This window comes from Streptomyces sp. NPDC059743 (assembly GCF_042732975.1).
Classification (GTDB): domain Bacteria; phylum Actinomycetota; class Actinomycetes; order Streptomycetales; family Streptomycetaceae; genus Streptomyces.
In genome coordinates this window covers 1-12,159 of sequence record NZ_JBHWGS010000011.1, presented here as the reverse complement: position 1 = coordinate 12,159, position 12,159 = coordinate 1, and the positions used below count along the sequence as shown (strand labels likewise).

The 12,159-nt window shown below is 67.1% G+C and carries 11 protein-coding genes; 9 read left to right on the top strand and 2 right to left on the bottom strand.

Features of this window, described 5'->3' with window-relative positions; genetic code table 11:
- Nucleotides 1–80 precede the first annotated feature (80 nt).
- On the top strand, nucleotides 81–533 hold the full coding sequence (locus tag ACFV6H_RS20160; RefSeq protein WP_385543846.1) for a GNAT family N-acetyltransferase: 453 nt from the start codon (nucleotides 81–83) through the stop codon (nucleotides 531–533).
- Between the two features lie 118 nt (nucleotides 534–651).
- Here ACFV6H_RS20160 and ACFV6H_RS20155 read toward each other — a convergent pair whose 3' ends face one another.
- Nucleotides 652–2,034: a serine hydrolase domain-containing protein gene (locus tag ACFV6H_RS20155; protein ID WP_385543843.1), complete on the bottom strand. Its 1,383-nt coding sequence runs from the start codon at nucleotides 2,032–2,034 to the stop codon at nucleotides 652–654.
- Nucleotides 2,035–2,229: 195 nt separating this feature from the next.
- Between ACFV6H_RS20155 and ACFV6H_RS20150 the strand changes: the two genes are divergently transcribed.
- The 5 genes from ACFV6H_RS20150 to ACFV6H_RS20130 all read left to right on the top strand — a co-directional run bounded on the left by ACFV6H_RS20150 (nucleotide 2,230) and on the right by ACFV6H_RS20130 (nucleotide 6,929).
- A complete protein-coding gene (locus ACFV6H_RS20150) occupies nucleotides 2,230–3,600 on the top strand; it encodes a pyridoxal phosphate-dependent decarboxylase family protein (protein ID WP_384779847.1) in 1,371 nt (456 codons plus the stop codon).
- A 41-nt stretch (nucleotides 3,601–3,641) separates the two neighbouring features.
- Nucleotides 3,642–4,268, top strand: coding sequence for a GNAT family N-acetyltransferase (locus tag ACFV6H_RS20145; RefSeq protein WP_385543840.1), 627 nt, complete (start codon nucleotides 3,642–3,644; stop codon nucleotides 4,266–4,268).
- 53 nt (nucleotides 4,269–4,321) lie between these two features.
- Nucleotides 4,322–4,900: a DUF6875 domain-containing protein gene (locus ACFV6H_RS20140; RefSeq protein ID WP_385543837.1), complete on the top strand. Its 579-nt coding sequence runs from the start codon at nucleotides 4,322–4,324 to the stop codon at nucleotides 4,898–4,900.
- Between the two features lie 179 nt (nucleotides 4,901–5,079).
- Nucleotides 5,080–5,799, top strand: a complete 720-nt coding sequence (locus tag ACFV6H_RS20135) for a 1,4-alpha-glucan branching protein (protein WP_385543835.1) — start codon at nucleotides 5,080–5,082, stop codon at nucleotides 5,797–5,799.
- A 200-nt stretch (nucleotides 5,800–5,999) separates the two neighbouring features.
- Nucleotides 6,000–6,929, top strand: a complete 930-nt coding sequence (locus ACFV6H_RS20130) for a hypothetical protein (RefSeq protein ID WP_385543832.1) — start codon at nucleotides 6,000–6,002, stop codon at nucleotides 6,927–6,929.
- A 174-nt stretch (nucleotides 6,930–7,103) separates the two neighbouring features.
- Here the strand turns inward: ACFV6H_RS20130 and ACFV6H_RS20125 are convergent, their stop codons facing one another.
- The gene (locus tag ACFV6H_RS20125; RefSeq protein ID WP_385543829.1) at nucleotides 7,104–7,406 is read right to left on the bottom strand and encodes a helix-turn-helix domain-containing protein; all 303 of its coding nucleotides are present in this window, start codon (nucleotides 7,404–7,406) and stop codon (nucleotides 7,104–7,106) included.
- A 29-nt stretch (nucleotides 7,407–7,435) separates the two neighbouring features.
- On the opposite strand from ACFV6H_RS20125, the gene ACFV6H_RS20120 reads away from it, so the two are divergent.
- The 3 genes from ACFV6H_RS20120 to ACFV6H_RS20110 all read left to right on the top strand — a co-directional run bounded on the left by ACFV6H_RS20120 (nucleotide 7,436) and on the right by ACFV6H_RS20110 (nucleotide 12,068).
- Nucleotides 7,436–8,566, top strand: a complete 1,131-nt coding sequence (locus ACFV6H_RS20120; protein ID WP_385543826.1) for a site-specific DNA-methyltransferase — start codon at nucleotides 7,436–7,438, stop codon at nucleotides 8,564–8,566.
- A gap of 122 nt (nucleotides 8,567–8,688) precedes the next feature.
- Nucleotides 8,689–9,813, top strand: a complete 1,125-nt coding sequence (locus ACFV6H_RS20115; RefSeq protein WP_385543823.1) for a hypothetical protein — start codon at nucleotides 8,689–8,691, stop codon at nucleotides 9,811–9,813.
- A 44-nt stretch (nucleotides 9,814–9,857) separates the two neighbouring features.
- Nucleotides 9,858–12,068, top strand: coding sequence for an ATP-binding protein (locus ACFV6H_RS20110; RefSeq protein WP_385543820.1), 2,211 nt, complete (start codon nucleotides 9,858–9,860; stop codon nucleotides 12,066–12,068).
- Nucleotides 12,069–12,159: the final 91 nt, after the last annotated feature.

The following is a 12,159-nucleotide window of genomic DNA, read 5'->3' as shown; positions in this document are numbered from 1 at the left end:
CCCGGCTCCACAATGCGCGGTCGGGATCACCTGGAAGCCTCCAGGCCGCCCGCTCCGCCCTCCGGCGTAGTCTGCGGATCATGAGCAACCTGGAGATACGGCCCGCGGCCCCTGACGACCTTCCCGCCATCGTGGCGATGCTCGCGGACGACCCGCTGGGCGCCCAGCGCGAGTCCCCGGACGACCTCGGCCCGTATATCGCGGCCTATGAGCGCCTGGCCCGCGACCCGAACCAGCAGGTGATGGTCGCTGTGCGCGAGGACCGCGTGGTCGGGACGCTCCAGCTCACCATCGTCCCCGGACTCTCCCGGCGCGGCGCCCTCCGCTCCATCATCGAGGGCGTACGCATCCATGGCGATGAGCGCGGCAGCGGGCTCGGCACTCGGTTCATCGAGTGGGCGATCGATGAATCCCGCCGCCAGGGCTGCCAGTTGGTCCAGCTCACCTCCGACGCGAGCCGCACCGATGCCCATCGCTTCTACGAGCGGCTGGGCTTCACCGCCTCTCATATGGGCTTCAAGCTCCAGCTCTGAACGACGGCTCCACGGAGTCGGAGGGATCCGAGCGTCCAAGGAGTTCGAGCATCCGAGGAGTCCGCCATACACCGGAAAGCCCACCCTCGCCTGTTTCACGTGAAACATCCGGCTTGTTTCACGGCGTCAGACCGCGCCAGCCTCCCTCGTCCACGCCACCAGGCACATCCGCCTCGGCGTCATACGGCTGACGGGTAAAGACAAACGAACCGAGGTCGAGATGTTCCACCGAGCCATCCGCCCGACGCTCCACACGCAAGGTCTCCCCCGCGTAATAGCCATCAAGCCCCGTCCAGGTGCCGTCCGGCTGCATGACAAAACGTGAGCCGCGCCCACCGCCGCGCAACGGATGCAGCTCCACACCTCGGTCCGCCGTCAGCTTCAGACCGAAGGCCTGGGTGCCCCAGTACCACGGTCCGGTCAGCTCCAGCAGCCTCTGATCGACCTCCGGCAGCGGACGCCAGGGCTCAGGAATCCGGGGCTCGGCATTCGCCACGATCCCGATCAGAGCCGCCGCGACCGTCCCGACCGCCGGTCCCGAGGTGGCGTTGGCGAGCACCACCGCTGCTACTCCGTCCTCCACGCCGACCCACAAAGAGGCGACAAAGCCGGGCAGCGACCCCGTATGCCCGGCCAGGCTACGACCGGCCTGGCGAGCCAGCTGCACACCGAGCCCATAGCCACCGTCCCACTGACCGGCCTCCGGTGGAGCGGACGGCGTCCGCATCTCCCGTACGGACTCCGGGCTCAGGACCTTTACGTCTCCCTCGGCGAGGAACCCGGCGAAGCGGCAGAGATCGGCGGCGGTCGACCAGAGCTGGCCGGCCGGGGCCATCAGTCCGAGATCCATGGCGGGCTCGGGCAGCGTCACATCCGCCCAGGGATGCACGGCCCAGCCTCCGGCGTGCGGGGCGACGGGCTGGGTGGTCGTACGGTCCATGCCCAGCGGCTCCAGAATCTCTCGCCGCAGCACCTCCTCCCAGGACGCGCCCCGCACCGCCTCGATCAGCGAACCGAGCAGGGCGTAGCCCGGGTTGGAGTAGTGGTGACGGCGTCCCGCGGGATGGAGCACGGGCCGCTCGCCGAGGACATCGGAGAGTTCCGGGCGCACCGAGCCCGGTGTCCGCTCCCACCAGGGCGCCGGGCTCTCGGCGGCCAGTCCCGCGGTGTGGCCGAGAAGCTGGGCAACGGTGATCTCGCCCACTCCTGTGCCCGGGAGGTGCTTCTCCAGCGGGTCACCGAGATCGAGCAGTCCCTCGTCGCGCAGCCGCAGCACCAGTACGGCGGTGAAGGTCTTGGTGATCGACCCGACGCGGTACTGGGTGTCGGCGTCCGGGGCATGCCCGTCCACACAGCTGCGGGAGCCCGTCCAGACCATCCGTCCCTCGCGTGCCACCGCCGCGACCAGCGAGGGAGCGCGTCCCTCGGTCTGTGCGAGGGCGACGCGGTGCAGCAGGGCTCGCCGGGTGCCGGGCAGCAGCTCTTCGATGGGTGATGTCATGCCCCACATCTACCGGTGCCGCCTCAGGGAGTCGACCTCATTTCGCGCGGAGCCGAAGAGCCTTCCGCCCGGCCCCGAAGAGCCGATACCGGACGAGTCGACGCGCGTTGCGCGGGGCTTGCGGGCCGGCCCGTATACGTACTCCTACGTACGTCCGAGTCGTACGTCCAAGTCGTATGCCCGGGAAGGCTGACCGTGGATCTTCGCTACTGGCTGCCGCGCGCGGTGGATGTGGCCGAGCAATGGGGCGAGCGGTTCGGTCCCTTCGAGGCGCATACGGCTCACCAGGTCGGCGACGAGGCGTTCGCCGACGCGTTCGAGCGGTTCGCGAAGCGGATGGAGGACAACTACCCGTTCTTCCACCCCCGTTACGCCGGGCAGATGGTGAAGCCGCCGCATCCCGCCGCCGTCGTCGGCTATCTCACGGCGATGCTGTTCAACCCCAACAACCACGCGGCGGAGGGCGGTCCCGCGACCACCGAGATGGAGCGCGAGTGCATCGCCGCGCTGGCCGGGATGTTCGGTCTGCCCGCGCATGTCGGGCATCTGACGACAAGCGGCACGATGGCGAATCTCGAAGCGCTGTATGTGGCCCGTCGGCTGCATCCGGACCGCGGGGTGGCCTACAGCTCGGAGTGCCACTACACGCATGAGCGGATGTGCGAGGTCCTGGGCGTCGAGGGCCACCGGGTGGCGGTCGACGCGTACGGCCGCATCGATCTGGACGCCCTGGAGAGCCTGCTGAAGACGGGCCGGGTGGGCACGGTGGTGGTGACGACGGGCACCACCGGGCTGGGAGCCGTGGACCCGGTGCACGAGGTGCTGCCCCTGGCCCGGCGGTACGGGGCACGGGTGCATGTCGACGCGGCGTACGGCGGCTTCTACGCGCTGCTCGGACGGGCCGACGCGCCCGAGGGAATCGACCCGAGGCCCTGGCAGGCGGTGGCGGAGTGCGACTCGGTCGTGGTGGACCCGCACAAACACGGGCTCCAGCCGTACGGCTGCGGCGCAGTGCTGTTCCCCGATCCGCGCGCCGGCCGGCACTTCGCGCACGACTCGCCGTACACCTACTTCACCGACGCCGAGGTGCATCTGGGCGAGATCAGCCTGGAGTGCTCCAGGGCCGGAGCCGCGGCGGCAGGCCTGTGGCTGACTCTTCAGCTCCTCCCGCTGACTCCGGACGGCTTCGGGGCGATCCTCGCGGCCAACCGTCGCGCGGCGCTGCGGTGGGCGGATCTGCTGGAGTCCTCGGACGCCCTGGAGCTTTACCAGCGGCCCGATCTCGACATCGTCACCTACTTCCCGACGACCCGGCCGGCCTCGCTGTCCGCCGTCGACGCGGCGTCCGGACGTCTGCTGCAAGGCGGCATGACCGCTCATAAGGAGCCGGTCTTCCTGAGTGTGCTCCGTACGGACGCCGAGGCGTTCGTACGCCGGCATCCGCGGATCGTCCGCGACGCCGATGCGGCACGGGTAATGCGCAGTGTCCTGATCAAGCCGGAGGCCGAGCACTATCTCGACCGCCTGCACGCCCGGGTGGAGCAGCTCGCCGTCCGCGGCGAGTAGCGGTAGCGCACGGCCCCCGCACCGCCTTCCGGAGGGAATCGTTGTCCACGTTCGAAAGTCCGCCGCGTGGTGTCCTGGGCCTGGGCCGTCCTGCCAGGCCGGACACCGATGAGCTGGCCGCGCTGCTGGCCGCGGCCTTCCACAACGATCCGCTGACCCGCTGGATCATTCCGGACGACCGGACCCGGGCGGAGTTGCTGCCCGGGCTGTTCCGTATCTTCGTCGACGTCTCGCACGACTACGACGGAGTGGCCCTCTCTCCCTGCGGCGACGCGGTGATGCTGTTTCTGCCGCCAGGTGCCTCGAAGGAGGTGGACGCGCGCGGGGACGAGCTGGAACAGCGGTTCGCCGATGCCCTCGGCGAGTACGCCGGCGCGCTGGGGACCATCGTCGGACTCCAGGCCGAGCGCCATCCTGCGGGTCCTCCGCACTACTACGCCTCGTTCGGGGCGGTCCGCCCGGCGCGGCAGCGGAACGGCCTGCTCTCCGTTCTGCTCCAGGAGCTGATCGACCGTGCCGACCGGGAGGGCCACCCGGCGTACGCGGAGGCCAGTTCACCCGGTGGTGAGGCGCTCTGTCTCCGGCAGGGTTTCGTCCCGCTCGGCGGCGACATCACGCTGCCGAACGGCGGTCCGTCGCTGCGTCCGCTGTGGCGGGACCCGCGGTGAGGGGCGACGAGCACATCCACTTCTGGACCGCGGCCGAGGTAGCGCAAGGTGAGGTGCCACAGAGGCATCTGCCGCATCTGCGCGCGGTTCTGGAGTGGAGCGGCGACTTCCTGGTGTCCGGCCATCCGGAGCTGGGCCGGAGCGGCCCGGTGTGCCCGTACACCCAGCCCTCGCTGCGCAAGCAGCTCTTCCATCTCGCGGTGCCGGCCAGGACGGAGGACGCGAATCTGTCCTCGGCCGTCGGCTCGCTGCGGGCGTGGTACGAGAAGCTCTCGGCCGGCCTGGACGAGGAGGACCAGGAGCTGCTGACTCTGCTGCTGGTGCTGCCGGGCTTCGACCCGACGGACTCGGGCGAGCTGGACGAGCTCCAGCGCAAGGCCAAGGACGAATTCGTGGCCGACGGCCTGATGATCGGGCAGTTCCATCCGGTGTGCGAGGAACCGGGCCTGTGGAACTCCCTGTTCCGTCCTCTGCGCGCTCCCGTACCGCTGCTGGCGGTCCGTAAGCTCCTGGTCTTCGATCTGCCCTTCCTGCTCGGCGACGATACGCACATGGACCACTATCTGCGCCGGTTCGCCCCGGACATCCCGGCCCGGGTCCGCGGCCAGTTGGTCAGCCGAGTGGTGTCCTGAGCCACCGCTCCCCGCCCACCGCCCCCTACCTGCCCGCGTACGACGCACTCACGAGAGCCCGACGCCCGTCCCCGGCCCCCGGGGACGGGCGTCTCCCGTTCGTCCTCGCAGGTGAGGTAGGTTCCCGTATCGCTCGGCGGACGGCGAGCGCATGTTGGCGAGTAAGGAAAGGTCGGGACATGGCTGTCATCCACAGAACGACGCTGGCGCCGGGCAAGTTGGAGCTTCTCGCATCGTGGCTTCCCGCGCAGCCCTGGTACCTCGGCAACGGGCCGGAGCCGAAGCTGACCAAGGCCGGCGGCTTCCGGCTCGACGATCCGGAGCGAGAGGTCGGAATCGAGTTCATGGTGGTCACCGACGATTCCGGCGACCAGCCGCTCGCCTACCACGTACCACTCACCTACCGTGGGGCACCGCTCGACGATGCCGAGCAGGCGCTGATCGGTACCGCCGAGCACGGCGTGCTGGGACGACGGTGGATCTACGACGGAACCCATGACCCGGTTCTGGTTGCTCAACTGTTCGCCCTTATGACCGGCGAGGCCGAGCCGCAGGCCCAGAGCACGAGCAACAGCCCCGACCCGACTGTCACCGGCCACTTCGCACCGACCGGCCATGGAGCGCCGATCCACCTCACGACGGTGACCGACGGACCGCACGGCACCGATCTCCTCGTACGGACCACCACCACGGCCGAGCCCACCTCACCGACCGGCCAACTGACCATCCGGGTGAACCGAGTCCTCCAGCCCACCACGGCTGACTCATCCGCCCACGAGGCAGCCCTCTTGGGCCACATCACCGCCAACTGGCTCCTGCCGAACGGCTCCACGTCCCGCGGCCAGTTCGCCACCGCCCACAAGACCACGCCCCCAGCCCACGCCCAAGCGGGCCAGTAGCCTCCCGACAGCCCCGCCTGCAGGATCTCGCGGCTCGTGTCCTAGGTCGATCCCGTGACCTGTGGCTTCTCATGCAGTCTCACGCCGTGTCCAGCCGTTCAGTCTCACGACGGTGTGCAAATCCTCGGCGTGGCCGGGCGCGAGGCAACTGACCTGAGCTGCCTCTGCACAGCCTCGCCGGCCCGTTTTAAGCTGGAGTGATGGGTGGGCTGCGAGCCGCCACCCATCACCTTCTGACGGTGGCTCATCGGTCAATTAACAGAAACGCCGGTGTCGAGTTCGCGTGCGCCGACGAAAATATCGACATGCAGAGACAGCGCGCAGAGGCGTACGCCCCGTGCACCGCCGAGATCGACGGGAACCACGGCGCCTCGGGAGCGGAAGCCATCTTCGACCAAGCGCTGACCAACGGTCTCGCGGCGATCGTCTCCTCCCAGTGGGGTGAAGAGGGGGCCGCGGATAAGAAGGGGCGGGTGAAGTCAGCCGCCCGACTTCTCACCGTGGTCGAGGACAAGGCCAAGGCCGTAACGACGGAGCCGGGAATCTTCGTGATTCCCGATCCAGAGCCAGCGGCCGCAACGGTCCAGGGAGACTCACGGTGGCCGTGGGCCCAAGATCCGAATCTGCCGGACCTGGACACCCGCATCAACATCACCGTGCTCCGAGACGGCATCAAGGGCACCCAGCCGGTACGGCACGCCAGCGGCGAGGGCGGCCTGCGACGCGAACACGTCGATGCGCTGCTCGCCCTCGACGACCACGAAAGCCTGCGAGTCCTCGGGGCCGAGCACTCAGACCGCGCATGGGAAAGCACGAGAGACGAGGACCGTCATTCACGCGCCCGTGCAGCCGCCCTCCTGTCTCGCATCGGCGACGAGGCCGCCGCCCGCCGAGCGGAAGAGGCCGCTGAGCTCCACACGCCTTACCACCCCAAGCACAACCCCAACGGCCTCGGACTACCGGATTGCCCAGTCTGCGGCTACGCCGCGTTCAGCGCCGACTACGGCGATGAGCTCGGCATGGGGGTGGGCGTAGGCGAATGCCTCGTCTGCCACTACGAACGCACGCCCGCCGCCGCAGCCGAGGAGGCCGAGAAGATGTACTACCAAGCGCGCTGGGCAGACGCGTAACCTGCACGAAATCGCTGGCTGCTTTGCACCCATAACATCCCGGCGCAGACATGCGCGGGGGGGGCGGTCGGGGTGACGGAGCAGGTGGCAGCGCCAATGCTGCTTCTCGCGTCTCGTGCTCAGCTCCGTACGCAGGCACCACGGAAGACATGCGATTTCTGCGGTACGAATGGCTTAGCCGGAGGCGTTGAGACTGGGTTCGTCCAACCCGCGGGGCTCACCGGGGGATGGCTCACGCACGAACGCATAGAGCTCGTCGAGCGACAGCCCCAGCTCGGCGGCCAGAGCAGCGACGGTAAAGAACTCAGGCGTGGACGTGCGGCCCTTCTCGATACTGCGCACGGTCTCGACGGAGATTCCTGCGCTGCGGGCGACGGCCTCAGCTGAGCGCCCGGAGGCGCGCCGGGCATTCGTCAGTCGGGAGGCCAGCATCTGCCCGCGACGCTGTGCGGCGGGATCAAGCCTCCTTCGCGACATGGGTGTAACTATACCTGTATCATTACCCCATGACGGTGACTGCGGCGGCCGCTTCCACTAGTTGGCCTGAGGATGTGCTGCGGCTGAACGCCGTCTGCCCGTACTACACGATGTTTCCACTGGACTTCCCTCTCCAGCAGCTTGCTGCCCACCCTGCGGCGACCCGGGTACTGGATCCGTTCTGCGGGCGGGGCACCACGCTGTACGCCGCGCGTCTGGCGGGACTGCCGTCGGTGGGCATCGACATCAATCCGGTGGCCGCCGCTATTGCTCAGGCCAAGCTCATCCAGGTCACGCCGGGCGCAGTGGTCCGGCTGGCCCGGCAGATCCTCGACGGTGGTGTGAGGGGGGAGCTGCCCGAGGGAGATTTCTGGCAGTGGTGCTTCGAGCGGGAGACGCTGCGCGAGCTAGTGACATTGCGCGACTCCTTGCTGGAGATGACCACACCCACGGCGGCCATGCTTCGGGCGGTCATGCTGGGCATCTTGCACGGGCCGCGCAACAAGAACCTCCCGTCGTACCTGTCGAACCAGATGCCGCGGACGTACGCGTCCAAGCCCGCCTACGCGGTGAAATTCTGGGCCAAGCGCGACATGGAACCGGTGCGCGTCCCGGCCTTGGAGGTCATCGAGCGGCGGGCCAAGCGGCTGCTGGACGCCGCCCCGCTCGCTCAGGGCGGCAAGGTCTACCTGGGCGATTCCGTCGAGGCTCTGAACGGCCTGCGGCAGAGGTTTGATCTGGTGGTCACCTCACCCCCGTATTACGGCATGCGCACCTACGTGGCCGACCAATGGCTGCGCTCGTGGTTCCTCGGCGGCCCCCCGGAGGTCCCTTACGGCACGCACGGACAAATCGCGCGACAGCCGAATCAGGAGGCGTTCGTCCAGGCTCTGGCCAAGGTGTGGGCCGCTGCCGCCCGCCGCTGCCACCAGGGCGCCCGGCTGGCGATCCGTTTCGGCGCTCTGCCCTCGGCCCGCACCGATCCCGAGCAGATGCTACTGGCGTCCGTGAAGGAGTCGAAGGCCGGGTGGGTCGTCAAGGAGGTTCGTCAGGCCGGCACCCCGACCAAACCGAAGCGGCAGGCTGAGCAGTTCGGCAAGGCCGGCTCCGCCATCGACGAGATCGACCTCATCGCCGAGCTGATCGGACTTCCCCGCTGATGCGGTACCCCTGCTACTTCCGACAACTACGTGACGGATTGTCTGTGCGCCGTGCCATCCTGTGGGGGCCAGACGAGTGAACCACTCGCCTATGACAGCACGAACGTGGTGTGGGGAGAGGCATGTTCGACGCGGACCAGATCAAGCAGCTCAAGCAGCTGATCGGCGACCAGGTCGAAGCCGGTCGCACGGAGCTGGACAAGCTTGTCGAGCAAGCCCGTGGCATCCGCTCCGAGGTCAGGGTGATCAAACCGCGGGCCGCGACGTCGGTCGCACTGATGGCGTCCGACGGCGGCAACAACAAGGTCGCCTTCAACCCCTTCTACCTGCAGGTCGTCCGCGTCGTGGACTCCAGCGGCAAAGAGCTGTGCATGGAGGTGGTCGCCCCGATCTCCAACATCGACGCCCTAAGCCGCCGTCAGTTCCACGAGGACGGCAGCCCCAGTACAGCCCTGGGCAGGATGATGCACGGACTCGGTGTCGAACGGCTCCAGGATTTGTCACCAATGATGTCCGGCAACTCCCCCAGCTGGGTCCAGGTCTTCAGGGATCTGTGTGAGTGGGCCACGCTCTATGACCTCATCTGTCACCGCGATTACGCGGTCGACACCCTGATCGTCCGCGATGGCTTGTTGCGCGCCAAGATCTTCAAGGGTGAGCTGTTCGTGAAGATGGGCGAGCTGATGTACCAGGCCATCGAACGGATCTACCGTCAAGACCGGCGCAAGGTGTGGCTGGTGGGACTGGCGAAGAAAACCCAAGTCTTGGAGTACTACCGGCTGGCGATCTCACTGTCCGGCGTGTTCGACAACGGTGCCGCCTGCTTCGCAAAGGTTCCGTCGGAGATGCTGGACGAGGTGTACCTCTGGGACGAGTACACGAGGGACATAGAGGACGACTCCACAGGCGAGAAGCCGAAGTTCAACTTCGGATCGATGTACTTCGTCCGCTTCGGCCCCTACTCCGGCGATCCCATCTGGACCGTCGACGTCATGTCCCGCCAGGACAGGGAGGCCCAGGCGATCTTCGGCTATCTGCAGGCTGACGCGGTGGCCGGCTTTCCTATCCCGCTCTATCCGAATTGCATCCAGCAGGCCGACAGCTTCTCCCGCGTCGCCGACCTAGACATGGACATCGTCGAAGACTACCTCGTCGACGCCGTGCGCGAGCAGGTCGGCGAGGACAAAGCCCCGGTCATCGACGCCCTGCGACTGGCCTCCGACGTGGCCGCCCGCCGCTACGAGTAACACCCGCTTCTGTCCGTCCCACCTCCTGTGGAGCAAGAACCGTCATGAGCCTGTTCGAGCGCGACAAAGTCGTCGGCACCTTCCGCGGCTTCTCCGAAAGCGGCATGGAGTTCCACGCCGACCTCGTGCTGCCGCACCACGACGACTTTCAGTCCATGGCCATGCACGGCCAGTTCGTCCTCGTCCAGCTCGAGCACGAGCGTGAGGCCATCCTCGGGCGGATCACCACCATCTCCTCCCAGGGGCGCCTGGTATCCCCCATCGGCGAGGACTACGCCACACGCGCGGTGCGCGACCAGCGGCCCATCCCTGACGAGTTGCGCGAGCGCTACCTGAAGTACAAGGTTGACATTCGCATCCTCGGCGTCCTGCGTATGGAGGGGGACAAGCACATCTTCGTCCCCAGCCACCGGCGTCTCCCGCATGTCGGCGCCCAGGTCGCGCTCCTGGGCGATGATCTGCTCGCCGAAGTCGTCAACGCTAAGGACACAGACGATGGCGCGGTCCCCATCGGCTATCTCGCTTTCGGCGAGTTCGTCTACGCCGGCAACGACAAGCGTGTGGGCGACACCTCCTGGATGCAGCTCCAGCAGCCCGCGATCATGCCGACCTTCCAGATCGACAAGCTCGTTGCCCGTCGCAGCTTCGTCTTCGCCCGGGCCGGCTTCGGAAAATCGAACCTGGTCAAGCTGCTCTTCTCCGCCCTGTACGAAGGCCAGCCCACTGTCCCACGGCGCTCTGGCGAAGCTCCCGTCGGCACAGTCATCTTCGACCCTGATGGCGAGTACTTCTGGCCCGACTTCAAGGGCCGCCCCGCCCTGTGCGACGTGCCGCACCTGCGCGACAAACTGGTTGTCTTCACCAACCGTAGGGGCCCCAGCGACTTCTACCAGTCCTTCGTCGTCAACGGCGTCAAGCTGAACATCAAGGAACTGCAAGCGTCCCGGGTACTGGGTATCGCCCTGCCCCCGGAGAAACAGGATCAGCAAAACGTCGTCAAGCTCAAGTCCCTCGACGGCCCCAAGTGGAGCCGCCTCGTCGACCTGATCCACCGTGACAAGTACGGTGCAGACCGCGACCAGGTCCGGGAGATCCTGCACCTCGATCCCGGCCAGGAGGCCGAAACCAACGCCGCGATCGGCAACATGACCCGCGTCGTAAACGCACTCCACGACCCTGACAGCCAGCTACTCAGCGCACTGAAGGACTGCCTGTCCCAGGGCAAGCTGTGCGTTGTCGACATCTCCCAGATGCGCGGCTCCCAGGGACTCCAACTCGCCGGTGTCATCCTCGGCGACATCTTCGAGCACAACCAGAACCAGTTCACGGAGGCCGAGCCCAAGTCCATCCCCACCATCGCCGTCATCGAAGAGGCTCAGTCCGTCCTCGGCGGCTCCTCCCAGAGCGAAGATGGCCCCTTCGTCTCCTGGGTCAAGGAAGGCCGCAAGTATGACCTCGGCGCCCTGCTGATCACCCAGCAGCCCGGCAGCCTGCCGCAGGAACTCCTCAGCCAGGGCGACAACTTTTTCGTCTTCCACCTGCTCTCGCAGGGCGACCTGATGTCCCTGAAGAAGGCCAACGCCCACTTCTCCGAGGACCTGCTGGCAACCCTGCTCAACGAGCCGCTCGTTGGCAATGGTATCTACTGGTCTAGTGCACCCGGCACAGATCGCCACTCGCGCCCGTACCCGATCTCCGTACGCGTCCTCAGTTTCGAAGACTCGTACCCGATGGCCGACACCGACTACGCGCTCTCGGCTCCCGAAAGCTTCGCCGTCCAAGCCCGAGCCGCAGTCGAGAAACGGCGGACTGAAGCGAGGGTCGCTTCCGCCAGCCTTGCCGCCAGCCACCCCCAGGATGCCAGCATCGACCATAGCGAAGACGTACCGGCCGCGGACGACACCGACATCGCCATAGCTCACCTGCGGGATAAGGCCGAGTTCCAACGGAAGATTAAGACGCCTGAAGGGATCAAGTGGGGAAGGATCGGCTTCCTCCTTGCCGAAAAAGCCCCTGAGCATACCAAACGAACAGGTGCGGACCGCGAGTGGGGATTCGGCTTGGTCAGGGAGGCCTTGGATCGTCTGCACCCCGACCAATGGACCACGGACACACGGAATGAGCCGGGTACCACCACTTCCCGCAAATGGGTCATGCTCAAGGAGTTCACTTCGAGGGGGGAGTCGAAAGTAGAGCAGGCTCTGAGTGAGGCTCTGCTCGACGCCGCGCAGGCTGAAGAGGAGCCTCCCTTCTAACGAGTTGGTGCGTGATAGCGGGTGGGGTGTCGTTGCTGGTGGGTGGCATGATCCATGTGTGGCGATCATGGTCAATCGGGCGGTGCTGGCA